This window comes from Bradyrhizobium sp. 164 (assembly GCF_023073715.1).
Taxonomy (GTDB): domain Bacteria; phylum Pseudomonadota; class Alphaproteobacteria; order Rhizobiales; family Xanthobacteraceae; genus Bradyrhizobium.
On record NZ_JADPKA010000071.1, the window covers coordinates 1 to 23270 of the forward strand.

Consider the following 23270-nt stretch of genomic DNA (forward strand, 5'->3'; position numbering starts at 1 on the left):
GACCTCATCGGCCGCACTCTCTGCCTCTTTACCCCTGAAGAATGCGCCAACTACATCCGTGATTGCGGGTATAATCCGCTTTGATCGCAACTCGCTCTAATGAACACAACCGATCACATCGATTTGGTCCGAACCTCCTTAACGAGCTGCGTGATGAGAGCGCTACGCCTAGTCAAATCCGGAGCCGGGCGCGAGTGTTACGGTCAGACCGTCCAAATTCTCTGTCAATTCAATCTGGCAGGATAGCCGCGAACCTTCCTGGCGCCCTTCGACTACATCCAGCATCGCGTCCTCGATTTCACCGACAGGCTTGAGTTTAGCCTGCCAAGCATCATCGACATAGACATGACAGGTTGCGCACGAGGCGCACCCGCTGCACTGTGCGGTTATATCCAGCCCTGCATCCCGAACTGCACGCATGAGCGTCGGCGCGGATACGTTATCAAGCTCGACCAACCTGCCTCGTCGATCAAAAACCAGAACTTTCATTGGTCGAGTTTCCTAGAAAAAGACCGTACAACGGAGAGAAGGAACGATGAGAGAACACACAGAACAGCGGTGCCTTCTTTGACGGATCAGGACGGAGATCTCGAAGACGACCAATAAGTGCCTTCAGGCACTCTCGCATTTTGAGTCTGGCGAGAGGCATACCGAGGAAGTCGTGGACTCACGTTGAATGCCAAATGATCGGTGGGTGACTTTCGATTCAAGTAGGTCCCAGCACTTAATGCCCTCCCAAATAGCCGAGCCACTTTTTCGCAGGACCTCATACGCAGGAAAAGCATCTCTTGTCGGCAAGCGGAAGCATGAAACAGTCGGCTGAAAATGGCGAGTTCGGAGCAGTGTTCATCTTTAGAGTCCCGGGTCTGATCATTTTGCGCTTGCGATCAGCGATCGTCGTCGTGCAGCAGACCGCATAGTCCAACAATTCTTCCGATTTGGACACAGTGCCCTCTCGCGACCCTCTCGCGAAGCGTTGTTAGCGGCAAATATATGCGAGAGGCGATGCCTAATGGCCGCGAAAAGCCGCCCATGGCGGCAGAAATTCTGCAAGAAAACAGCGGTTGGGGCCTGGTCTCAACCCGGAGCTAGAACGCGGCGATCGCTTGCCGCGCCGGCATCGCGGCCTCGCGCGAGCGACTCACCGAGCTTTCGAGCACTCCATCAACCTCAAGCCGGTCGGCTATATGGGAGATCCGTTCGCCGCTGGTGATGTTGGCGTGCTGCGGTGCGGACTGAAGGATCGACCCCATCTCGACGCACTGACTGTGAACTGGAAAGCAGTTGGTGAGCGGCTTGCCCTGGGTCGCGGCGCCTACGTCGACGGATCGATCATCGGGCGCGGTCCATACCGCGCGTAAGCGGAAGCCGATACCATGGCTTCAGAGTTAGAAGAAATGTGCGAAGGAGCCTCCGGGTTGAACGGAGGTGTGGGATGGGATTGGACGGCAAAAAGGACGTCCATTTGGATGGCTCATGCGTAAGGCACAAGGCTGTTTCTACCCCGCACAGGCGTGCCACGGCCCTGGACAATTTTTTTGGGATATTCCGCTCAGCCTTCAGCTTGACTCGATCCCGACCTTCGAGCGTTCCTCGACCAACGAGTCACGGACGGTGTCATCCGGAGGATGATCTATAAATGGCTGAAGGCAGGAGCCGTTGAAAACGGTCTTCTGCGCCGCACGACCGAGGGCTCCCCGCAAGGGGGCGTAATCTCGCCTTGCCTGTCGAACGTCTTCCTGCAGCATGCGCTGGACGAATGGTTCGAGACCGAGGTGAGGCCGCGCCTTAACGGGGACTGCACCTTTGTCCGGTTCGCCGATGAAGCGCCGATAGCGCTCGACAACATCGTCGACGCCAAACGCGTGCTATCGGTCCTTTGCGCGGTATGGACTCATCCTCCACCACGATCGCGCTCATCACGCGCCGCTCGACCCGACCGAGATGACCGGCACGGTCACGACGATAGGCGTCGCCATGCCAGCGCAGGACATTGGCGATCTCGATGGCGGGTCTGGGCTAGCGGCGAAGAGAGCTCAAATTGGCCATCTCAATACTCCTGTCCGAGGGGGTTGGCTCCAACGCCGCGAGGCGGTGTCTGAAGGAAGCATCTAGCAAACGCGTGAGTCGATGGACAAAAACCCAATACAAGGCGCAAGCGTCGGACAAGCGGGCAACATACCGCGAAGTCCATATCCATTAGGATGCGAAGCGTAGATTCGGCGACAGTGCGCGGAAGGCGGCTGAGCTTACCCCAGGAGATCTGTCCCGTGTCGCTTCGGCGACTGAGAATGCCACGAGTCTTCCTGACCGCGGGGCAGAAGTCAGCAGATGGCGTATTAGGTTATGTCGTCGGCAAGGCTAGTACCTCGTCACAGTGATTATGACTCTTTGGGAGTGGCGGGATACGCGCCTGCCATTTTGGCGCGAGCCTTGTCTGTTGTGAACATCCATTTCATGCGGGAGCGGGCGGCATTTCGTTGTCGTTCCCAGGCGGTGATTTCGCGGCGCAATCGCTTGGGGTCGTCGATCCTGCGATCCAGGCACTGGCCTCGCAGGACGCTGATTTCGATCTCGACCATGTTGAGCCAACTTGCGTGCTTTGGAGTGTAGTGGAACTCGAGCCGTCGCAAAATCCGCCTGGCTTCGGCGGGCGGGAACGCCTGGTAGAGGGCGCCGGCGGAGTGGGTCGATAAATTGTCCTGGACGACCCGGATGATCTCGGCGTTGGGATAATGGATGTCGATGAGATCACGCATGCATTGGGCGTAATCTCGGCTCGCCGCTCGGTGACTTTGACCTTGCGCCAAGGACGATGCACGTCGAGGTGGACAAAGAGATTGACTGTCCCATTGCGACGATACTCGTAGTCGTAACGTTCGAGCTGGCCCGGCTTGGCCGGGATGGACTGACGCACCCCGCCGATGAGTTGCACCGGGCTTTCGTCGAAGCAAACCACTGGCCGTCTGGAGTCGGGCGCCTCGGCATAGAGGTCGAGCACATCCTCCATGCGGGCGACGTATTCGCCGTTGACCTGCGGAACGCACCACATGTCCTTGCGCCAGGGCTTGAGGCCATTCTCGGCCAGGCGCCGCCGAACCTTCTCGTGCGACAGGCTCTTGTGTTCGGTGAGCTTGACCATCGCACCCGCCAGCAGCTTTAGCGTCCAGCGGGCACGGCCCTTTGGCGGACTGGCGCAGGCTGTCGCCACCAGCAAGGCTTCGTCCTTGCCTGTGAGTTTGCGTTCCGCCCCAGGACGCGGCGCTGCGCTCAGCGCCCGCTCCAGATTGCCCTTCACGAAGCGTCGCTTGGTTCGATACACGGTCGAGCCGCTCACGCCGACGCTTCTTGCGATCTACTCGTCGCTGGTCCCGGCATCGGCGGCCAACAAGATCTGCGCTCGGTTGAGCTTGCGGGACGCATGCTTGCCGCCGCTGAGCAGCGCCCTCAGTTCGGTGCGCTCGATTTGGCTAAGTTCGACCCGATAGCGTACATTCATGGCGTGCCTCCTCGTTCGAGGCACGCACGAACAACTGAATCGGATGGCCGGCGTGAGTCCTTCGACAAAACCCTTCACGCCCAAGCAGGGGCAGTATCTGGCTTTTATCCACCTCTATACCCGGCTGCATCGCAGGCCCCCGGCCGAAACCGACATGCAGGAATATTTCCGCGTCAGCCCGCCTTCGGTTCACCAGATGGTGCTGACGCTGGAACGCGCCGGCCTCATCAGACGGCAGCCAAGGACGCCTCGCAGCATCGAGGTCCTCATTGATCCGAAACTCCTGCCGGAGCTAATCTGACTGCCGGACCCAACCTGTCAAAATCACTGTGCAGAACCACTAGTGAGGCACTCCGTCGCCGAAAGGTGGAGGCAACAGATAGGCTGAGCCGGGAACGATGGCTGAAGGCCCGAACGAGAGGAGAGGCAAGTAGGACATGAATCTCGAGAGCGACAAGCGGCTGAACATCCAGTTGAGACTGGACTTCTCATCGGCGCCGACGGGTGAAGCCCGGCAGGCGGGAGGGGAAGACATCGAATCGCTCTCGGTGACGAACGAGCCCGAACGCCCAGCCGACACGCGTCGAATCATGGAGAAGGTATGTGAGCGACAAAACCTGAAGGAAGCATTGCGGCAAGTGAGGAGCAACAAGGGCAGCGCCGGCATCGATGGGATGACCGTTGATAAACTCGGTGACTACCTGAAGCAGCACTGGCCGGTCATCCATAGCAATTGCTGAACGGGATCTACGAACCGAAACCGGTGAGACGGGTGGAAATCCAGAAGCCGGATGGCGGAGGAGTGCGAAAGCTTGGCATCCCAACCGTGCTGGACCGCTTGTCCAGCAAGCGGTGATGCAGGTTCTGCAGAGGCGATGGAATCCAACGTTCTCCCAATACAGCTATGGGTTCCCGCATCGGTCGACGCATCACGCCGTGGCTCAAGCGCAGCAATACATTGCGCAAGGCAACGGGTGGGTGGTCGACCTCGATCTGGAAAAATTCTTCGATCGACTCAACCATGACAAACTGATGGGCCAAATTGCCAAACGGATCGAGGACAAGCGGCTATTGAAGCTCATCCGGGCATTTTTGAATGCAGGGGTGATGGAGAACGGACTGCTCAGTCCGAGCGTGGAAGGAACTCCGCAAGGAGGACCGCTTTCGCCACTGCTAAGTAACCTCGTGCTCGACGAACTCGACCGCAAACTGGAGCATCGGGGACGCCGCTTTGTTCGCTATGCGGACGATTGTAACGTCTACGTTTCGCAGCGAACGCGCGGGTCAGCGGAGCATCTCGCGCTTCATCACACAAAAGCTCAAGCTCAAGCTCAAGGTAAATGAGGCGAAGAGTGCGGTGGCACGACCGCAGGAGCGGACGTTTCTCGGGTTCAGCTTCACCGGTGGTCCAGGCATCAAGCGCACGATCGCGCCGAAATCGCTGGAACGGTTCAGGCAACGAATCCGGGAGATTACGCGACGGGCCAAGGGCGTCAGCATCAAGACGACAATGGAAGAACTGGCCACCTGTATGCGGGGCTGGCGCGACTATTTCGGCTTCTGCGAAACGCCCGAGGTGCTGATAGCCCTCACTCGCTGGGTCCGCCTCCGACTGTGGGCCGCTTTGTGGCGCCAATGGAAAACCCCACGGCGCCGCCGCGCGGCACTCATCGCAAATGGGGTCTCAGGGTGGGCTGCAAGGAACACGGCCGGCACCGGCCGCGGTCCGTGGTATCTCGCAGCAGAGCATACATACTTCAAATCGCTCGGCCTGCCATCCTTGTTCCAATCGTGTTCGCGCAACTTTTTCGAACCCCCGTGTACGGACCCGTACCCACGGTGGTGTGGGAGGGGCGGAGCCGCGAGGCTCCCCCCTATCCGATCAATCCTGATTCTCAACAGACCCGCCAGCCGTGAAACCGGAGGAGTGATCCATTGCATCATTCAGAACTGAAGAAGGGCGAAATGGCCGCGGCCAAAACGATTGCCTCCGCGGCGATCTGCTGTACGCCAAGAGCGATGGCGCGAACGGCGAGCCGCAGAACTGGTTGTTGTTCGGGCCGTGGGCTCCGGCGGCACGCCAACTTTCGTGGCGTGACTGTCGATTACGAGATCGGCGCAGAAATGCTGAGCCGATCACCAGGTCGGATCAATTCGAGGCGGAGACCGCCGACGCGTGTCAGAAGGGGATGTACTACTTTGAGTAGAGCAATTCAGGAATCCTGCATAGTGCCGGGGGTACGCGCTGATTATCTGCGGATACACCGCATATTTTTGCAGGCCATAGACTCCTGGAGTGGCTAGGTTCGAGCAAAGAGCTCAGGGGGAAATCTAGCTTTCTGCCTTTGCATTGACCGGGGTCCTGATTGGAGCATCCTGAATGTGGTCAATGATGGAGAAGCTGCCAGGGGAGTTGCAACCATGTCCATAGCCGCCAACGAATATACTTGGTATCGGCGGACCACCGAGACCGCAGTAGTGGGAGAGTCCAAAAGTGTAGGGCAGATGCTAAATGCTGATGACCCGCTGGTGAAACTTATCGATATCCAGAAAACTTATGATGGCGAGACCTTAGTCGTAAAAGATCTTAATTTGGACATTGCCGGCGGAGAGTTCGTTACCATGCTCGGCCCCTCTGGCTCCGGCAAGACAACAAGCCTCATGATGCTTGCCGGCTTCGAGACGCCTACCCGCGGCCAAATCATTCTAGGTGGTCGCGCGCTAGACAACGTGCCTCCGTACAAGCGCAACATAGGAATGGTATTTCAGAACTACGCGCTGTTTCCGCATATGACTGTGGAAGAAAATTTAGCTTTCCCGTTGAAGGTTCGCAAGCTTGGCAAGCTAGACATAGAAGCAAAGATCAACCGCGCTCTCGAGATCGTCCGACTTGGCGCATATGGCAATCGCCGGCCCGGTCAGCTTTCGGGCGGCCAGCAGCAGCGTGTCGCACTCGCGCGCGCGCTCGTCTTCGAGCCCAAGCTGGTTCTAATGGATGAGCCACTCGGGGCGCTGGACAAGCAATTGCGCGAGCATATGCAGCTCGAGATCAAGCACATCCATGAGGAGCTTGGCGTTACGGTGGTCTATGTGACGCATGACCAGGCCGAGGCACTAACCATGTCGGATCGCATCGCCGTCTTCAAGGACGGAGCCATTCAGCAGCTCGCCACACCTGTTGAGCTTTACGAGAAACCACAGAATGCCTTTGTTGCTCGGTTTATCGGCGAGAGCAATCAGATGCGTGGAAAAGTTACCGCAATAGATGGTCCAGGATGCAGCGTGGAAATCGAGGGCGCGGGTGATGTTCGAGCGCTGGCAATCAATGTCGATGTGGGCGCGCCGACAGAGCTGTCCTTGCGCCCAGAGCGAGTCACACTGAATCCCATGCCGGGCTCAATGCCTAATGTCTTTAGCGCGCGCATCGAGGAGCTAATTTACCTGGGGGACCATGTACGGGTCCGGCTTTTAGCCTGTGGTTGCGACAACTTCGTCATCAAGCTGAATAGTGCTGAGGATCTCACGCGCGTTGAGCCCGGTGCAATCATCACCATAGGCTGGAAAATCGAGGACTGCAGGGCGCTTGGCGTCGAGAGATAGCACTGTTTGCCGAAAACAAGGCTGTGCAACACCGCGTCAACTTGAGGCGGAAAACGAGGGGAGAAGAAGGATGAGAGTTGTTTGCGTGAGCACCGGCCTCATGGCCAGCTTAATCGCAGTTCTGCCAGCTACAAAGCCGGCCTTTGCCAGCGACCAGCTTACATTCGTATCTTATGGCGGAGCTTATCAGAAAGCGCAGCGCCAAGCGTTTATCGAGCCTTTTACAAAGCAGTCGGGCGTTAAGGTCAATGAAGACGAATATAATGGCGATTTAGCGAAAATTCGGGCCATGGTTCAGACCAAGGCGGTTAGTTGGGATGTCATCTCAAGCACCGTCAGTACGGCACGACTGTTGTGCGATGAAGGCGTTATCGAGAGGATCGACTGGAAGAAGCTTGGACTCGACCGGGCGAAGTTCACTGATGCCGACAAATACGAGTGTGCGTTTCCCGAATCAGTTTACTCAGTCATCTTGGCTTACGACAAAGATAAGTTGCCGAGCGGCCCGAAGACAATTGGGGATCTATTCGACACCAAGAAATTCCCGGGCAAGCGAGGCCTCATAAAGTCGCCGACGTGGAATCTTGAGTGGGCCTTGATCGCCGACGGAGTACCGGTCAAAGACGTTTACAAAGTGCTCTCCACGCCCGAGGGCGTCGATCGCGCCTTCAAAAAGCTCGACACAATTAAAGAGAACGTGATCTGGTGGACCTCTAACGCTCAGCCGCCCCAACTTCTGGCTGATGGTCAAGTCGTTATGACGTCAGCCGCAAATGGTCGAATCTATGACGCGAACAAGAACTCGGGCAAGAACTTCGAGATCATTTGGGATGGACAGGCGCTGAGCCTCAATATCTGGATGATTCCTAAAGGTGCTCCGAACCTGGATGCCATATACAAGTTCCTCCACTTTGCGGGATCCCCCCAGGGGCAAACAAACCTTGCGCGGTACATCTCTTATGGGCCTGCCAACGCTGATGCGATGGCTGAAATCGAACCAGCGACGCGAGCTGTGTTGCCCAACACTGCAGATCACATGACCAACGCTTTCGTTACGGACCCGGTCTTCTGGGCGAACCATAGGGAGGAACTGCTTGAGCGCTTTACTGCTTGGCTGGCCAAGTGAGCTATACAGAAAGGAAAGCGAGGAGGCTTTAGACCTCCTCCCGCCCAAGGCGAGCTAACTAAGGTAGGAAGTCGATGGCAATCTCGGACGGCCAAATCTTCGATGAACCCCACGGAATTCCTTTGCGTGTCACGCTGATGCGTGCCGAGCGTCGGCATAGGGTAAAGGCCTTAATTCTCGTTCTGCCGCTAGCTTTCTTCATTCTTATTTTCTTTGTCCTGCCAATAGCCCGGATGTTGGTCAACGCAGTTCACGACGATACCCTTCTGACGCTGTTGCCGCGAACGATATCCGAACTCAGACAGTGGGATGGTAATGGCCTGCCGGATGAGCCAGTTTACGCCGCGCTTGTGGTGGACCTTAAACAAACTATAGACCAAGGGACTGCCGGCGTAATCGGAAAGCGGATGAATTATGAGATTGCCGGTGTGGTCAGCAAGGTGACGTCGAGCGCCCGGAAGGCGCAAGAACTCTCAACTGGTCCCTATAAAGAGGCGCTGATCAAAATCGACGCGCTGTGGGCTCGGCACGACGTCTGGAGTCTTCTGAAGCGCGGAACCTCTCCTTACACATTCTATTATTTGCTGCGGGCGGCCGATTACCAATACGGTCCCAATAGCGAGATTGTTGCTTCGTCACCGGGAAACGCAATTTTCCAAGACGTGTGGTTGCGCACGTTTGGAATCAGCTTCGGGGTGACGCTGGCGACATTACTGTTAGGCTTCCCCGTCGCCTACCTTTTAGCAACACTACAGCCTAAGCATGCCAACCTGCTGCTGATCATGGTGCTCTTGCCGTTTTGGACGTCCTTGTTGGTACGAACGACCGCCTGGGTCGTGCTTCTGCAGCGACACGGCGCCGTCAACGAGATACTCGTGGCGTCACATATGATCTCGCAGCCGGCCGAACTCATTTACAACCGTTTTGGCACCCTGGTTGCCATGTCTCACATCCAGTTGCCATTCACGCTCCTGCCGATTTACAGCGTAATGAAGACAATTTCGCCCAGCTATATCCGCGCCGCACAATCGCTGGGCGCAGGCCCCTTCTATGCCTTTTGGAAGGTGTATTTCCCGCAAACCCTCTCAGGGGTAGCTGCGGGCTGCTTACTTACGTTCATTCTCTGCCTCGGCTACTACATTACACCGGCACTGGTGGGGGGACCGAGCGACCAGATGGTTAGTTTTTTCGTCGCCCACTATACGAACGAGGACCTCAACTGGGGGATGGCCTCGGCTCTGGGCGCTATCCTGCTCACGGCAACACTGACGCTTTACTTTGTCTTCAACAAGTTGGTCGGGATCAATCGAATCAAGCTGGGGTAGATCAATGGCCTTATCGTTGTATGCGTCCCCGCTCGAGAGGAGCTGGTATTACCTACACCGAGTGCTTTGTGGGGGAGTATTCATCTTTCTTGTTGCGCCAACTCTGGTGATCATCCCGCTCTCATTCAATTCCGAACCATTTTTCACTTTTCCAATGCCAGGCTTGTCATTGCGCTGGTATGAGGAGTTGTTCCTGACCGACAGATGGGTGGGTTCATTCTATAATTCGATCTTCGTTGCCGTTATGGTAACTCTTCTCTCAACTGTGCTGGGTACTCTTGCCGCGCTGGGGCTTAGTCGGCCGAAGTTTCCATGGCGCACGGCAGTGATGAGCTTATTGATTTCGCCCATGGTTGTACCAGTCGTAATCACAGCGGTCGGGATATATTTCTTCTACGCAGATGCCAGATTGCTCAATACTTTTACCGGCCTGATTCTGGCGCACACAACCTTAGCAACACCTTTCGTGGTGATCACCGTAACCGCGACCTTGATTGGTTTCGACCATTCGCTGACTCGTGCGGCGGCCAGCCTCGGTGCGCCGCCTGTCACCAGCTTCTTCAAGATCACGCTTCCCCTTGTGCTTCCAGGTATGATCTCCGGCGCTCTCTTCGCTTTCATAACTTCGTTCGATGAAGTTGTGGTCGCATTGTTCATCACAAGTGCAAATCAGCGTACCTTGCCCAAAGCGATGTTCTCCGGCATCAACCAGGAGATCAGCCCGACGATCACAGCTGCTGCAACCGTACTGACCCTGTTCGCGATTGTCATGCTAACCACTGTAGAACTGCTTCGTCGGCGCTCGGAGCGCCTACGAGGGTCTCGGAAAGCAGCTGCCGTAGTATGACTTCCCGTATCAACTTGCAAAGGTCGGACAAAAGGGCCACGTCTATGCGCCGAGAGCTGGGCGATCGTAGCGTCGCTCGTGAACACGGCAAAACTCCATGAGCTCGACCCGCAGGCCTATCTGACCGATGTGCTGGAGCGCATCGTGTCCGGGCGAACCAAGAGCCATCAGCTGCACGAGCTACTCGCCTAAGAACTGGAAGGCGGCGCGCCGGCGCACACCGCAGGCACAGGTAGCGGCATGACCCCACGCCGCCATGAAGCAGCATCGTCGATGGCGTCAGCCGCGATGCCGCTTGCGGAGCTCGAGCGATGGCTCCAGGCTCGCGTCGATCGCCATCTGCCGCCACCAACATTCCCATGCTAGACGGCTATGCCGCTGCGATCGTAGCCGGACGGTGTCGATGAGCCCGCTCGATTGGATCTGCTCGCTGCTCGCCATCGGTGCTCGCGGACGCGGGAGCTCATACCGGTTACCCTTCATCAGGTCATCAGGCCGTGCGATTGTCACGCGCCGGATCGTGAAGTGCGAATTGTCCGGGTCACAGCGCAGATGTGCGTGAACCCGAGGAAGTCGAACGTCTCCGGGCGGCGTTGCCGCCGGCGTGTGCGGCGCTCGGCCGCGTACCGTCCAAACTCCAGAATCCGCGTCTTCTTCTCATTCAGCGAGAGACCAAACTTCGACATCCGCTCACGCAGTACCGATAAAGCGTAGGGCCCCGGACTTTGTTTCGGAGCCCACGACCCTGTCGTCTGCACAGCGAGAGCATTGCGGAAGTCGCGTATCGAGGGACAGCTACGATTTTTGGATGGCGGCGGGTCGTGACAGCAGCCGGGGCGATCTGCCCCGGTGGGCGGCGTCAGGCGGCGTGGAGGGGCGCGGTGGACCAGCGCCTGAGGTTCATCACGGTGGCGGCAAGCTGGAACGCGACCGCGTTCCTGATGAGACCGCGGTATCGGCCGGGGGCGATCGAGCAAGCGCTTCAGATAGGCGAACACTGACTCGATGGGTGCCCGGCGCTTTGAGATGCCTTCATTTCGCCGGATGGCCTATTTTCCGAGACGACGCCAGCGTCTGTGCCTACGCATGATGCGGTCACGGATGTCCATCATCTTAGGTGTACGCATCCGGCGACGGCCCCCAGCTGGGTCGTTTTTGGCGGACGGTTGATCGCGCTTAAGCAGCGTGACGACGCTTCGAGGCTGCCAATTCCAAGGCAGCAGTTCGTCAATGCGCTTGGCGGGGTGATCCGGTAGGCGCGCCAGACGTCGGCAAGCCAAGCCTGAGGGTCGATGTCATTGAGCTTTGCGGTGGCGAGGAGGCTGTAGATGGCAGCCGCACGCCGGCTGCCCTCGTCGGAGCCGGCGAAGGTCCAATTTCTTCGCACTGTTCGACATGCAAAGCCGTCCGTCATCAAGGAAGCGGCTAAATGCATTCCAGCGGCTGAGGCAGTAATTGATCGCCTTGGTCGTGTCGTTGTTGCTGGAGAGCTTGGCGCGGTGCTCGCGCAACCACGCCTCCAGCTCGACGATCAGGGGGCGGCTACTCTCCTGGCGCACACGCAAACGCTCCTGCGCAGTAAGACCGTTGATCTCGCGCTCGATGGTGAACAGAAAATCGATGCGCTTGACCGCCTCGGCCGCGATCGGCGCTTTGCTGAGCCGCGCGAGATCGAAGAACTTGCGCCTGCCGTGTGCCCAGCTTGCGTCAGGACAAGTCCTGGAAAGGAGGAAGAATGTGATCTGAAACTTTTCAACGTGACCCAGAGGGTTCGACGCCCTCCCGGCAAAGGCGGAGCCCGCCAGCCGGAAGCGAGTCTTGCATGGGTGGCGGCAACGTCGCTCGTGAAGCGTAGACAGCAGGTACCTAAGCCCTGTGGCAGCCTCGAAATCATGGTCATGCTGAAGTCTTCGCCGTGTTGGGCGTGGGGGCAGCACCGGGAAAGCCGCTATGGTCAGGCTCACCGGTTCGGCCGGGGTCTCAGAGCAGGGCAGAGGTACGGGATGGGTCTTGGTTGTGTGCAAACAGATAGGTCGGACGCGGCCGTGGTCGCCAATCATTGCAGGCCGCCGATGTTGTCGCGTCGGATCGTCCAATGGCGGCCAAAGTGGGTATCACGACGCGGTATTGCGCTTTTGGACGCACTTTCCGGCCTTCAGGAGGCGCGGATGGCTGCAATCAGGCTCGGTTTTCCGACGATGTTCATCAACCGTGTGAGGTTGTAGGCGAGAACATGCAGCGCCATCTCAGCGGCGACATTCCGTAGGCGCTTCATCAGGAAGTGGGTCGCACCCATACGGGCTTTTATCGTGCCGAAGGGATGCTCGACGGTCTCGCGCCGCGTCCGCATGGCGTCGGGATTGGAATCGAGCCGTCTCTGGACCTCCTCGACCACATGCTCATGCTCCCAGCGCGTGATGCGGCGCTCCTTGGACGGCGTACATTGGCTCTTGATCGCGCAGCCTTGACACGCCGCTGTCGACCAGTAACGGCGCAGCGTCATTCCATGCTCGATGTTGGTGTAGTGATAGGGCAGCAGCTGGCCGGATGGGCAGCGGTAGACGTCCGCATCAGCCAGGTAGGCGAAGTCCTGTTTGCCGAACCGGCCCTCCGCCTTGGCGTTCGACGTCATGGGCTTGGGCAAGGTGACTGCAACGCCGGCCTCTTCGCAGGCTAATATCTCCTCTCCGTCGAAGTAGCCACGGTCGGCGACCGCCTCGAGTTTGTCCATTTCGAGCACTTCTTTGGCTTGCTTCGACATCCGAGCAAGCTGCCCACGGTCGCTGCCGACGTTTATGACCTCGTGCGTAACAATCAGATGGTGTTCGGTGTCCACCGCGACCAGGACATTGTAGCCGACGACACCCGATCCGCGTCCGCTGGTGGCCATCGAACGGGCATCCGGATCGGTGAGCGATATCTGTTGATCCGGCGTGTTGCGCATCTGCGCATCAAGCACTTCCAGGCGGCTCATCTCCTGTTTAAGCCGAGAGATCACTTCCTTGATCCTCGTCGTCTTGATGCTGATCGCTTCCGATGGCTCCTGCCGAGCGGCGCTATCGAGTTGATGCAGATATCGACCGACGCTTTCCTCAATCTGCGCCATCCGCCTCGCCATCTTGGCATGCGTGAAGTTGCGGTCGCGGTTGTACACCGCCTTGAACTTGCTGCCGTCGATTGCGACGCTTGGGGTCTGCAACAGACCCATTTGCCGGCATAGAGCAACGAACTTGGCACAAACCTTCCGGATCGCCGCGCCATTGTCCTTCCGGAAATCGGCGATTGTCTTATGATCGGGAGCCAGGCGGCCGATCAGCCACATCACCTCGATATTGCGGCACGCCTCACGTTCCAGGCGGCGACTGGATTGCACCCGATTGAGATAACCGCAGATGTAAAGCTTCAGAAGGACTGCCGGATGATAGGAGGGCCGGCCCGTCTCGTTGGCGATCACACGCTCAAACCCCATTTCATGCAGGTCGAGTGCCTCGACCGACTGCCGTCCGGCAGATCCGTGAGAAGATAGTGGATGCCGCGCCGCCTAATGGTGCTGATCACGGCCAACGTCCGACCTTCGAAAGCGTGACGCTTGCGCGTGATCGTCACTAAATCCGGAATATCAGGGGGATGGGCAGTCTGTGGCCGCTTCCTTCGACACCATGGACCATGCGCACCTGCGCCGATTCCTCGATCAGCGAGTCACGGACGGCATCGTCCGGAGGATGATTGACAAATGGCTGAAGGCGGGGGTGCTCGAAAAGGGCATCCTACGCCGCTCGACTGGTGGAACGCCCCAAGATGGCGTGATGGCTCCCTGAACGCAAAAGATAACTTTGCGGTGGAGGAGCGGTCACGGAACTATCGGCGGCGCCGCGCTCCTTTCCACCCGGAGGGGTGGGTGGGAGAGGGATGGAGTGGCGGATGACGATCTTGTCGTCGCCAACGAGGACTTCCTTCACGAGAAGGCGCAGCACGCGTCGGCGTTCGATTATATCGAGCTCGCCGACGGACGAGCGCAGGTGGTCGAGGAAGCTCGTCACGGATTCGGCGAGACGCAGACAAACTTCCCGCTCCTTCGATTGGTCTTCGATCGCTTGCAACTCCAATAGGCAAGCCTGTTCGCGGCTGCGCAAATCAGGCATGCGGCTGCGCAGCTCTTCAAGTGAGAGAAGGCTCTCCTGATAGGCCGTGAGGAGACGCTCGATGCGTTTCCGGGAGCGCGCAAGATCGCGGCGAAGCGTTTCCTCCCGGCGCTGTGTGGGATCGGCGTTGCGCGCCGCCTTGAGCCGGCGCTCAAGTTCGTCTTCGATGAGGTTTCGGTCTTCAAGTAAACGCACGATCTCTTTCCATACCACCTCGTCCAGCAAATCCTGGCGCACCGGGCGATTGTCGCAGACCGGCCCGCCGAGCCGGCGCCAGCCATCCGAGCCCAAGCAGCGGTAGTAATGGATAGTTCGAGCGCTCGACCTTGTGGAGGTGCGATAGAGCCCATAGCCGCATTTGGCGCAGCTCAACAATCCTTGCAGGGCGCTCGGCGTGATCGTGCGTCGCGGGGCATGCTTCTTGTTGGCTTCCAAAAGCTCATTCGCCAGTGCGAAGGTCTCTTCGCTGATGATGGTCGGCACAGGGATTTCGATCCACTCTGTGCGAGGAAGCTCATGATTGGCGCTGTTGCGAGGCGCGACACCGCCGCGCAGTCGCAACGGCCGCGTCACACGCATGCGCGGCGCGATCCGAGTCTTGCCAACCAGGCCGTTCCTTTATACGCGGGATTGCGCAGCATCGCCCAAACCGTCGAGCGCTCCCAGCGGCCTGTTTCTTTGGCTGTCGGATCTGGTGCTCATTGAGCAGGCGCGTGATGGCGCCGATGCTGCGGTTTTCTTGCGGTGTAAAGCTCGTAGACCCAGCACACGATACCGGCCTGTCGCTCGTCGATCTCATAATAGGCGGCAGAGTGATCGGTCTTGCGCTTGTAGCGATAGCCAAACGGAGCGCCGGAAAGCACGCTGACTTGGCCTTGAAGGGCGCGATGGCGCTTCCCTCGCGGCGACCGCTCCAGGATTTGCGCGCGTTCATATTCGGCGATCATGCCCTGAAACTGCAGCAGTAGCTCGTCTTCCGGCGTCGCCGCCCGTCTCGAGGGAATGAACAACACCTCGACGCCGGCGCGCGTGAACTCTTCGATAAGAAGGATTTGATGCGCATAGCGCCGGCTCAGCCGATCGGGAGCGTAGACGAGCACGGCTTGGATCCGCCCTTCTGCGGCGAGATCGCGAGGGCGCAACAAGCTCGCGCCGCTATAGCCGTCGTCTTCGATCACCCACTCCGCCGGCACGTCGCAGTTCTGCTCGCGCGCGAAAGCGATCAGCGCGCTCGTCTGACTGGCAATCGTGTTCTCCTCCTTCTGTTTGTCCGACGACACTCTGGCGTAAATCGCGGCGGTTTTCATCTTCGCCTCCCGTCACATCGGCGCCGGCGCGCGCGAAGCGCACCTGATCTGGAACGAGAATTTCGTAAACCTGTTCAAGTTTGGCGGCGACGAGCCGGTCGAACGCAAATTCGAGTTGAACGTCGCGCTTTTTTCGCCGCTCAGCCATCTTCGCGGACAGACGCGAGATAGGCGGCCACCGCCCGGCGCATCACCTCACTTGCCGAAAGCCTGGAAGCCGCCGCATGCGCCTGGAGTTTTTGGGCGAGATCGGCCGGCATCTTCAGGGAGAGCGTCACAGACGGCTGCGGCGCGGAAAGGAGCGGCTCCTTCCTTTTGGCCACTTCGAGATAGCGATAGGCTTGCCGCAGCGACAAGCCGCTTTCGCGCGACAGCGCCAAGGCCGCCTCCGCCATGCCGATTTTCTTCGCGAGCAAGCGTCGCGCCGCCCTCAGCCGCTCGGCCTTCTGCGCCTGCGTCGATCGAATCATATGACATAATGGTATTACCTTTTGCGTCTCAAATCAACAATAGCTCCATCGCGCCAGCCGGTGATGACGCGTTCAAAGCGGAAATTATCTTTTGCGTTCAGGGAGCCATCTCGCCATTGCTTGCGAACATCTACCTGCACTATGTGCTGGATGAATGGTTCGAGCGGGTGGTGCGGCTGCGGCTCAAGGGACGGTGGCAACTGGTGCGATACGCTGATGACGCGGTGATCGCCTTCGAGGATCACCTGTCCGGCAAGCGATTGCTGGATGTGTTGGGTAAGCGACTCGGTCAGTATGGGCTTCAGCTTCATCCGACCAAGACCCGCTTCGTAGACTTCCGGTTCAAGCGCCCGGGTGGGGCGCCATCCCGCGACGGCGGGGACCACATTTAACTTCCTTGGCTTCACCCACGTGTGGGGTCAATCGAGGAAGGGTAAGAATGTCGTCCGGCAGATAAAGGCAAAAGACCGTACGCTCGCGCTGGCATCCGTGATGTAATGGTGTCGGCTCAACCTGCATCGTGCATTCAGGGAACAGCACGCCCACTTGTCGCGGGTGATCCGGGGGCACTCCGCCTACTACGGCATCTCCGGAAACGGCCGACGGATCAGATGGTACCACCACCAGCTCCTGCGGATATGGATGAAATGGCTCGCGCGGGGTGGCCGCCGTAGCAATCTGCCGTGGTCGCGCTTCCGGGCCATGCTCGCGCGATACCCGCTGCCGCCAGCCAAGATCGTCCACCAATATGCCGTTCCCTGAGCCAAGCTTACGCGTGAAGAACCGGATGCGGGAAATCCGCTCGTCCGGGTCTGTGAGGGGCGGGGATGGCGACATCCCCGCCTACTCGGCACGCGGCCTCGATGATTGGGCCGCCCTTGCGATTGGCCTCGTAGAGCCTGCCGAAGCCGGATAGGCGTCAGCCTGCATCAGTCCGGCATAGCCCGCCAGATGCTGCTCACCATTCACCTTTGAAGAAGGGACAGCCATCCAGTATGACCTCGCCAGTCAAAACGGTAGTATCACGTGTGAAGCGACTACGAGTTCGCACTTCGACATGCTCGCCTGCGGGAAGGCGAATATCGAGGTGTGCCTCGCAATGAACGGCTGTGGCGTCCGGACGTGCTGCAGAGGTAGTCGCGCGTACAGACTGCTTGACTCGGACGATCGCTCCCGTTGGAGTGCGAACATCGCTGGTCGAGCCGGTCTTTACTGAAACTCCACCCGTAACCATATCGCGCTCGATCTTCCAAGTCGACGGCTCACCGCTGGGGACGTGCCAAGGCCTACGATTGACCGTCGGATCGGGGAGCGGCAGTGCGGGCCCGTCGATCGGCTCGGCAGGTTCCGGCACGACGGGCAGACGCAGGTGGGAGCCGTGGAGCTGCACTCTTATGGTTGGATTGGTGCGGAGCGGCCAGACCAAAGGGAAATCCGAGCACGAGATCGAGAGCCGCAGCCGGTGGCCTGCGGGCACGAAGTAAGAGGTCACCCAAAGCCCAACTCGGTATTCGGTCAATACGCCTCGCTCAACTGGCTGGGCGCGCTCCAGGGACTCGCGGTGGGCGGCGGATAACCAACCCGTGGTGATCAACTGGGAACTGCCGTCCGGCGCGACGGCGTTGAGCTTGGCAACTAGCTGCAGTTCTTCGCCATCTTCCAGCGTCACCTGCAGAATCGCTTCGGGTGAGCCGGTAATCTCGATTCCCTGCTCGAGAGGTTCGCTTGTGTAGATGAGCGAACGACGATCGTCCTCCGCCTGGTCTTGTGCGAACCCCACACCTAATTGAATTGCATCGGGTAGTGTCGCCGCTGTGCCGACGGTCGGATCGGCGCGGTATGCGTCGCTATCTTCACTCTGCGTCGAGGTTAGACCCAGCGCGTGGCCTGGTTGTAGGTGCCAATCCTGCGTCTGGGTGCGGGCAATTGGCCATTCCCGCTCGTGCTTCCAGCGCTCAGCCCCTTGTACGTACAGGGTGACGCTAGGTTCGTGCGAAATACCGTTCCGCTCACCCTTGACCCAGTGGTCGAAAAATCGACGCAATTCGTGCAGGAAATCGATCGGCGCCCGTGTCGACATGTCGGGATACTGATGTAACCATGGACCGACTAGTAGCTTCTTATAGCCAGCCACGTCCCGGTAAGCATTCACCATGGCTTGAGGGAAGTAGTCGCGCCAACCGCCGATGACGAACGTCGGGACCTCAATCTGCTCTGTCGCAATCGGCTTTGGGTCCTTCGGGTTGCCCTCGGCATCATTGTAGCGCTCATCGAAGTCCCTCATACCATCGCGATCGAGGCGATCGAGACGCCCGCGCCATATATGCATCCACCGCCCATCATGGTCCTGCAGCGTCGGTGGTGCCAGATCGAGCGCCAACATCATCGCCATCCAGCTGACGTTGACCATACAGACCTTGCATCCTCCTGGCGCGAACGCTTCTTCACGCCGACCTGTTCCGCCGTGCATCGGAGCGATCGCCTTCAGATGTGGTGGCCGTTGCGCTCCAACGGCTACCGAAAGGTAAGCTCCATGGGAAATACCCCAAACCGCGACCGAGCCATCGCACCAGTCCTGGGCCGCCGCCCATTCGACGACCTCGGCGGCTTCGCGTCCCTCTTTCTCGTAGTCGAGGGAGGTAACTCCGTCAGAGCTACCACAACCCTGCAAGTCAACAAGTAGTGTTGCATATCCGTGATCCGTGAAATAGCTGCTCGAATACGCAGCCGAGGCGCCGCCGCGATCATCTTTGCGATAGGGAGAGAAAGTCGCGACAACGGGATACTTTCCCGGAGCAGACGGTAGGCGCAGCGTCGCGGCGAGTTGGATGCCATCGTTGAGGGGTATCAGGATGTTTTGCACCCAGCGAACGTCGCGTCTATCTTCCATTGTTCCAGTTCCTCTTAGCGCGATTAGACCCATAGTATCTGAACGTCCGGGAGAAGCTTGGAACTTAGTTTGCACCGGCAACTAATAACGGCGAATCGTGGTTTCGAAGGAGAGAATCTCTGCAAAAAAGTGATTTTCGCGGCAGGAAAGCTGCGTTAATGCTGCGCCGCTGGAATAGGCAATTGCGGAGGGAGCGGAACATCTGGTTTCCTCGGTCGCATCGACCCTCTGGCTAGAAACGCATTTACTCGCTTTACAAGGCTTGCACCGACGGACTGACGGCGAGGATTACGTGCGGCATAAGAGTGGTGATCGTTGCACCGGACGAGCCGCAGAAGATTCTCGGCCCAAGAATCCGGGCACCCGTCGAGGACGGCCGATCCAGTGTCGTCAGATCAGGTCAGATCAGGCCATCTTGCGGAGTTGGCAAAGATAAACGCACGTTATCGATCAACGTTGACCGGACATATCTTCCAAATTCAGACGATTAGCGACAGCAGATGCGGTTCACTCGGATCGGCAATTTATGAAGAGACGCGATGGACGGGCGACGAGCAGGCCCGGATCGTGGCGGAGAGCTTTGAGGAGGGTGCGAACATCTCCGAGGTGGCGCGGCGCAATGGCGTTGCCCGCGGGCTACTCACGGTGTGGCGACACCAGGTTGCGGCGGCGGTGGCCGGCAAGCCACCGAGCTTCGCCGATCCAAATTGGTGCGGAGGGTGGTGGTGGGATAGCTGGCGAGTCCGAGCGGATTTCGTCGGCACAGACGAGGCCGTTGGAGATCGCTGCACCGGCCGCCAAGCTCTCCGGGGTAATCCAGATCGAGATGAGTGGCGCGCGCATTCGGGTCGACCGGGCGTGGATCTGGTGACGCTCGCGACGGCGCTCCGGAGCATCCGGTGATTGCACTACGATCTGACCTCAAAGGTGTGTGCTGGCGGCACAGCCGATCGACTATCGCAAGTCGGTGCACACGCTGTTGGCGCTTGGTGAGCGAAGCGCTGCGTGCGAACCCGTATTGCGGCGACGTCTTTGTGTTCCGCAGCAAGCGCATGGACAGAGTGAAGCTTTTGGCCTGGGACGGTAGCGGCATGGTGCTGGGGCGCTTCACCTGGCCGCCGATCCGCGACGTCGTGGTGCATCTCAGTGCGACGCAGCTCGCGATGCTGCTGGACGGACTTGAGTGGACGCGAGTCTCACCCAAGCCTGTGAAGCAGCCGGCCGTTGTCGGCTGAGAGGTGCGGATTTGACTGGAGCATGTGGCGCGCGGATGTATCGTTTGATCATGGCGATTCGCTCCGACGCTCTTCCGACCGATCCGGCGGCGCTGACCGACATGGTGCGTACGCATACGACGAAGGCCGCCTGATTGACGCATGCGCGCGGGGGCCGGGTCGGCTATGACCGGCGCTGCCTGGAGGTTAGGCAACTTGCTGATCTTTGGGTTCGTCGGCTTGGCGCGGGAGCTTCCACCCCCAGGGCAGCAGTTCGCGCAGACGCGAAGCGGGAAGATCGGCTGTCCGGGCAAAGACGTCGGAGAGCCAGGCTTTGGGATCGACATCGTTAAGACGACAGGTGGTGCTCATCGTCAGCATGATGGCGGCGCGTTCGGCGCCGCGCAGGCTGCCGGCGAAGGTCCAATTGCGCCTTCCCAAGGCCGTTTACCGTTCATTCTGCCCATGTCGGGGAGGATTTCGAGGTCCACTATCGTTGGCATCCCTATTTTGGCCGGATGGTGAACGTGCGTCGTGTGGAACAACGCGCGGCAGGTCAGTTTTTGCGGATCCGAACCCCATTGGGCACGATCATCACGATTCCCGGCTGGATGGTAGATCCAATCGCATGCGCGGAGATGACCTCCGGGCCACCACAAGTTGATCTTGCCGCATTGTCAGAGCTGAAGAGACTGGTCACAGCGCTCGCCATTTCCACAAACTCCCCGAGCGATCGAGTCGCATGGGAGAACGCCGATGAAGCAGGAGCGCGTAGCTGTACGGATTTCAGACGGACAACTGAGCCTGATATTCGAGCCAGACAGGCTGGACAGGATGAACGAGGCGGCGCGGGTGAAGGCGTTGCTGACGCTCGCCCAAATCCTCATGCAGGCCGCCGGCCTGGTAGTCGAGGAGCTCGGTGATGCCCGACACTGACCAGATCCCGGAAGCGCTCTTAAAGCGCAAAGCTGTCGTCTATGTGCGGCAGTCAACGCAATCCCAGGTGATGGCCAATCTGGAGAGCCAACGGCGACAGTACGACCTTGTGGATATTGCGCGCCGGCACGGCCTCTCCGACGTCGAAGTCATTGATGATGACCTCGGCCGTTCGGCGAGTGGAACGGTGGCCCGGCCCGGCCTTGATCGGCTGGTCGCATGGTTGTGCGCAGGAGCCGTTGGCGCCGTGATTTGCTTCGATGCATCGCGGCTCGCGCGCAACGGCCGCGATTGGCATCATCTGCTTGAGTTATGCGGGCTTGTCGAAGCGAGGGTGATTGATCACGACGGCGTTTATAATCCTTGCCTTCCGAACGATCGGCTCTTGCTCGGCATGAAGGGAAGCATAAGCGAGTTTGAGTTGGGCATAATCCGGGCGGGATGCTTGAGGCAGCCAGGGCGAAGGCCAAACGTGGCGAGCTACGCTTATCAGTGCCGTTTGGTTATGTCTGGCATCGCGAAGCCGGTCTGGGCTTGGATGCTGACCTGCGTCTGCAAGGTCGCTGCGCAGTTGGAGAAGAACTGGGAGTGCGCTTTGCGCCGTGTGCGCGAGCTGGAAAATCGCCAGAATAACCATCAGTCATCCGGCCACGCGGGCGATCTCGGCACCTTTGCCGATCTGGCGGATAACCTGTCCGTAGCCTGGAAATCCCCTGGACGATGCGCGCGCGCCAGCAGCTGCTGCGAGCCTTGATCGTCGACATCATCGCGGACGTCGACGATGCGGTACGCGACGTTGTGCTCACGATCCATTGGCAGGGTGGGCAGCACTCCGAGCTTCGGATCCGCAAGCCGCGCTCCGGTGAACACAGTTCCTCCACGGCGGAAGATGCCTTGGCTGTTATCCGCAGCATGGCCGGGCGCTGGTCTGACGAGCACATCGCCGCCACGCTCAATCGGATGGGCTTGCCCACCGGCATGGGTAAGACCTGGACAGCACATCGGGTCAGCTCTATTCGCCGTGTGCGTGGCATCCATGCCTACCGTTCAGCGGAAAAAAAAGGGCGAATGGCTTGCGCAGATCGAGGCCGCAAAAGCGCCCGGTGTCTCAAGTCATATGATCCGCCGCCTTGTCTCCAGCGGCGTTCTTCCTGCTGTACAGGTTGTTCCGCGAGCGCCTTTTCAGATTCGAGCTGCCGATTTGGCGTCCGAGACGGTCAAAACAGCGATCGCCCGAAAGGGTTGCCCGTCTCGCGAAATTGACGCGGACACGCTTCCAATGTTTACAAGCACTTAAAGAAGGGGCTCACAATGACTCAAGGCTTGCGATGCCGCGCAACGCTCTTTCGGCGGCGTTGTTGCTGAGGCAGATCTTGCCATCGTCGAGGAAGCGGGCAAAGTCGGCCCAGCGCCTGAGCATGTAGTTCATTGGCTTCAGGACCTCGGAGGAGCGCGAGAGGGTTTCTCGCTCGCGGAGCAGCCAGTCGTGCATGTCGTCGAACAGTGGCTTGCTTCTCTCCTGGCGCACGGCACGCCGCTCGTCGGCGCTGCGGCCTTTGATGGCATGCTCGATCTCGAACAACGCATCGAGGCGTCTGACCGCCTCCAGTGCGATCGGGGAGACCGGTTTGCCCTTCTGGCCTTCCTGGGCGTTTTTCTCGATGTCGGCCAGCTCGAAGAAGCCCCGCCGCGCATGGGCCAGGCAAAACGTCGGTGTGATCGGCATCGCTTTCTTTTGCGGATCGAACAACGGCTCGAAGCCGCTGTAGCAATCCGGATGCCGGCGAAGGCGGCCAGATGCTTCTGCGGGTGCTCGCCCCGTCGGTCGCTCGAGGCGCAATAGACTGCCGCCGGCGGGGCAGGCCCGGCGAAGGGTCGGTCATCCCGCACATAATGAGATGGACAGTCCCCGCC

General features: G+C 59.1%; 19 protein-coding genes and 8 pseudogenes. 15 read left to right on the top strand and 12 right to left on the bottom strand.

What is annotated here, in order from left to right; all coding sequences use genetic code 11:
- Positions 1-168 precede the first annotated feature (168 nt).
- On the bottom strand, positions 169-489 hold the full coding sequence (locus IVB01_RS23000; RefSeq protein WP_247494891.1) for a 2Fe-2S iron-sulfur cluster-binding protein: 321 nt from the start codon (positions 487-489) through the stop codon (positions 169-171).
- 1139 nt (positions 490-1628) lie between these two features.
- On the opposite strand from IVB01_RS23000, the gene IVB01_RS23005 reads away from it, so the two are divergent.
- On the top strand, positions 1629-2102 hold the full coding sequence (locus IVB01_RS23005; RefSeq protein ID WP_247494892.1) for a reverse transcriptase domain-containing protein: 474 nt from the start codon (positions 1629-1631) through the stop codon (positions 2100-2102).
- A gap of 279 nt (positions 2103-2381) precedes the next feature.
- Here IVB01_RS23005 and IVB01_RS23010 read toward each other — a convergent pair.
- Positions 2382-3499, bottom strand: a pseudogene (locus IVB01_RS23010) (IS630 family transposase).
- A 52-nt stretch (positions 3500-3551) separates the two neighbouring features.
- Between IVB01_RS23010 and IVB01_RS23015 the strand changes: the two are divergent.
- From IVB01_RS23015 to IVB01_RS23055, 9 genes and pseudogenes are all read left to right on the top strand, one after another.
- Positions 3552-3800, top strand: a complete 249-nt coding sequence (locus IVB01_RS23015) for a MarR family winged helix-turn-helix transcriptional regulator (RefSeq protein ID WP_346659345.1) — start codon at positions 3552-3554, stop codon at positions 3798-3800.
- Positions 3801-3936: 136 nt separating this feature from the next.
- On the top strand, positions 3937-4239 hold the full coding sequence (locus tag IVB01_RS23020) for a hypothetical protein (RefSeq protein ID WP_247494893.1): 303 nt from the start codon (positions 3937-3939) through the stop codon (positions 4237-4239).
- Positions 4240-4354: 115 nt separating this feature from the next.
- The gene (locus IVB01_RS23025) at positions 4355-4843 is read left to right on the top strand and encodes a reverse transcriptase domain-containing protein (protein WP_247494894.1); all 489 of its coding nucleotides are present in this window, start codon (positions 4355-4357) and stop codon (positions 4841-4843) included.
- Complete coding sequence (locus IVB01_RS23030) at positions 4740-5453, top strand: group II intron maturase-specific domain-containing protein (RefSeq protein ID WP_247494895.1); 714 nt, start codon at positions 4740-4742, stop codon at positions 5451-5453. Before IVB01_RS23025 ends, IVB01_RS23030 begins: the two co-directional genes overlap by 104 nt.
- A gap of 551 nt (positions 5454-6004) precedes the next feature.
- The gene (locus IVB01_RS23035; protein WP_247494908.1) at positions 6005-7099 is read left to right on the top strand and encodes an ABC transporter ATP-binding protein; all 1095 of its coding nucleotides are present in this window, start codon (positions 6005-6007) and stop codon (positions 7097-7099) included.
- An 85-nt stretch (positions 7100-7184) separates the two neighbouring features.
- A complete protein-coding gene (locus IVB01_RS23040; protein WP_247494896.1) occupies positions 7185-8225 on the top strand; it encodes an ABC transporter substrate-binding protein in 1041 nt (346 codons plus the stop codon).
- A 74-nt stretch (positions 8226-8299) separates the two neighbouring features.
- A complete protein-coding gene (locus tag IVB01_RS23045; protein ID WP_247494897.1) occupies positions 8300-9550 on the top strand; it encodes an ABC transporter permease in 1251 nt (416 codons plus the stop codon).
- A 4-nt stretch (positions 9551-9554) separates the two neighbouring features.
- Entirely contained in the window at positions 9555-10397 is an 843-nt protein-coding gene (locus IVB01_RS23050) for an ABC transporter permease (protein ID WP_247494898.1), read from the top strand.
- A 48-nt stretch (positions 10398-10445) separates the two neighbouring features.
- A pseudogene (locus IVB01_RS23055) lies at positions 10446-10641 on the top strand (transposase domain-containing protein); the annotation flags it as partial.
- Positions 10642-11505: 864 nt separating this feature from the next.
- On the opposite strand, the gene IVB01_RS35490 reads toward IVB01_RS23055, so the two are convergent.
- The 7 genes and pseudogenes from IVB01_RS35490 to IVB01_RS23080 all read right to left on the bottom strand — a co-directional run bounded on the left by IVB01_RS35490 (position 11506) and on the right by IVB01_RS23080 (position 16241).
- Positions 11506-11811, bottom strand: a complete 306-nt coding sequence (locus tag IVB01_RS35490; RefSeq protein WP_256464863.1) for a transposase domain-containing protein — start codon at positions 11809-11811, stop codon at positions 11506-11508.
- Positions 11693-12361, bottom strand: a complete 669-nt coding sequence (locus IVB01_RS35495; RefSeq protein ID WP_346659346.1) for a transposase — start codon at positions 12359-12361, stop codon at positions 11693-11695. The genes IVB01_RS35490 and IVB01_RS35495 overlap by 119 nt, the downstream gene beginning before the upstream one ends.
- Positions 12362-12552: 191 nt before the next feature.
- Positions 12553-13890 (bottom strand): annotated as a pseudogene (locus IVB01_RS23065) (IS1182 family transposase); the annotation flags it as partial.
- Positions 13891-14164: 274 nt separating this feature from the next.
- Positions 14165-15022 (bottom strand): zinc ribbon domain-containing protein, encoded by an 858-nt coding sequence (locus tag IVB01_RS23070; protein ID WP_247494899.1) that lies wholly within the window; start codon positions 15020-15022, stop codon positions 14165-14167.
- An 86-nt stretch (positions 15023-15108) separates the two neighbouring features.
- Positions 15109-15189: pseudogene (locus IVB01_RS35735) on the bottom strand (hypothetical protein); the annotation flags it as partial.
- 48 nt (positions 15190-15237) lie between these two features.
- Positions 15238-15846 (bottom strand): recombinase family protein, encoded by a 609-nt coding sequence (locus tag IVB01_RS23075; protein WP_247494900.1) that lies wholly within the window; start codon positions 15844-15846, stop codon positions 15238-15240.
- 140 nt (positions 15847-15986) lie between these two features.
- Positions 15987-16241 carry a ribbon-helix-helix protein, CopG family gene (locus IVB01_RS23080; RefSeq protein ID WP_235884970.1) on the bottom strand — a complete coding sequence of 85 codons (255 nt, stop codon included), beginning with the start codon at positions 16239-16241 and terminating at the stop codon, positions 15987-15989.
- 83 nt (positions 16242-16324) lie between these two features.
- Here IVB01_RS23080 and IVB01_RS23085 point away from each other — a divergent pair, with 83 nt between their 5' ends.
- Positions 16325-16708 carry a reverse transcriptase domain-containing protein gene (locus tag IVB01_RS23085; protein ID WP_247494901.1) on the top strand — a complete coding sequence of 128 codons (384 nt, stop codon included), beginning with the start codon at positions 16325-16327 and terminating at the stop codon, positions 16706-16708.
- A 566-nt stretch (positions 16709-17274) separates the two neighbouring features.
- On the opposite strand, the gene IVB01_RS23090 is transcribed toward IVB01_RS23085, so the two are convergent.
- On the bottom strand, positions 17275-19206 hold the full coding sequence (locus IVB01_RS23090; protein ID WP_247494902.1) for a CocE/NonD family hydrolase: 1932 nt from the start codon (positions 19204-19206) through the stop codon (positions 17275-17277).
- Between the two features lie 477 nt (positions 19207-19683).
- Between IVB01_RS23090 and IVB01_RS35500 the strand changes: the two genes are divergently transcribed.
- Together IVB01_RS35500 and tnpB are read left to right on the top strand one after the other, a co-directional pair.
- Entirely contained in the window at positions 19684-20109 is a 426-nt protein-coding gene (locus IVB01_RS35500; protein ID WP_346659347.1) for a transposase, read from the top strand.
- 28 nt (positions 20110-20137) lie between these two features.
- Positions 20138-20441: pseudogene (gene tnpB, locus IVB01_RS23100) on the top strand (IS66 family insertion sequence element accessory protein TnpB).
- 186 nt (positions 20442-20627) lie between these two features.
- On the opposite strand, the pseudogene IVB01_RS23105 reads toward tnpB, so the two are convergent.
- Positions 20628-20864, bottom strand: a pseudogene (locus tag IVB01_RS23105) (transposase domain-containing protein); the annotation flags it as partial.
- A gap of 312 nt (positions 20865-21176) precedes the next feature.
- Here IVB01_RS23105 and IVB01_RS23110 point away from each other — a divergent pair.
- Together IVB01_RS23110 and IVB01_RS23115 are read left to right on the top strand one after the other, a co-directional pair.
- Entirely contained in the window at positions 21177-21356 is a 180-nt protein-coding gene (locus IVB01_RS23110) for a hypothetical protein (RefSeq protein WP_176540802.1), read from the top strand.
- Positions 21343-22653 (top strand): annotated as a pseudogene (locus IVB01_RS23115) (recombinase family protein). The gene IVB01_RS23110 and the pseudogene IVB01_RS23115 overlap by 14 nt, the downstream one beginning before the upstream one ends.
- A gap of 27 nt (positions 22654-22680) precedes the next feature.
- Here the strand turns inward: IVB01_RS23115 and IVB01_RS23120 are convergent.
- Positions 22681-23249: pseudogene (locus IVB01_RS23120) on the bottom strand (transposase); the annotation flags it as partial.
- Between the last annotated feature and the right edge of the window lie 21 nt (positions 23250-23270).

What these genes read in the sequence shown, in the direction of transcription:
- IVB01_RS23030 (WP_247494895.1), top strand. Translation starts at nt 4,740, where the DNA reads ATGCGGACGATTGTAACGTCTACGTTTCGCAGCGAACGCGCGGGTCAG.
- IVB01_RS23000 (WP_247494891.1), bottom strand. Translation starts at nt 489, where the DNA reads ATGAAAGTTCTGGTTTTTGATCGACGAGGCAGGTTGGTCGAGCTTGAT.
- IVB01_RS23110 (WP_176540802.1), top strand. Translation starts at nt 21,177, where the DNA reads ATGAAGCAGGAGCGCGTAGCTGTACGGATTTCAGACGGACAACTGAGC.
- IVB01_RS23020 (WP_247494893.1), top strand. Translation starts at nt 3,937, where the DNA reads ATGAATCTCGAGAGCGACAAGCGGCTGAACATCCAGTTGAGACTGGAC.
- IVB01_RS23075 (WP_247494900.1), bottom strand. Translation starts at nt 15,846, where the DNA reads ATGAAAACCGCCGCGATTTACGCCAGAGTGTCGTCGGACAAACAGAAG.
- IVB01_RS23080 (WP_235884970.1), bottom strand. Translation starts at nt 16,241, where the DNA reads ATGGCGGAGGCGGCCTTGGCGCTGTCGCGCGAAAGCGGCTTGTCGCTG.
- IVB01_RS23085 (WP_247494901.1), top strand. Translation starts at nt 16,325, where the DNA reads ATGGTATTACCTTTTGCGTCTCAAATCAACAATAGCTCCATCGCGCCA.
- IVB01_RS35490 (WP_256464863.1), bottom strand. Translation starts at nt 11,811, where the DNA reads ATGACGGACGGCTTTGCATGTCGAACAGTGCGAAGAAATTGGACCTTC.
- IVB01_RS23090 (WP_247494902.1), bottom strand. Translation starts at nt 19,206, where the DNA reads ATGGAAGATAGACGCGACGTTCGCTGGGTGCAAAACATCCTGATACCC.
- IVB01_RS23045 (WP_247494897.1), top strand. Translation starts at nt 8,300, where the DNA reads ATGGCAATCTCGGACGGCCAAATCTTCGATGAACCCCACGGAATTCCT.
- IVB01_RS23035 (WP_247494908.1), top strand. Translation starts at nt 6,005, where the DNA reads ATGCTAAATGCTGATGACCCGCTGGTGAAACTTATCGATATCCAGAAA.
- IVB01_RS23050 (WP_247494898.1), top strand. Translation starts at nt 9,555, where the DNA reads ATGGCCTTATCGTTGTATGCGTCCCCGCTCGAGAGGAGCTGGTATTAC.
- IVB01_RS23025 (WP_247494894.1), top strand. Translation starts at nt 4,355, where the DNA reads ATGCAGGTTCTGCAGAGGCGATGGAATCCAACGTTCTCCCAATACAGC.
- IVB01_RS23005 (WP_247494892.1), top strand. Translation starts at nt 1,629, where the DNA reads ATGATCTATAAATGGCTGAAGGCAGGAGCCGTTGAAAACGGTCTTCTG.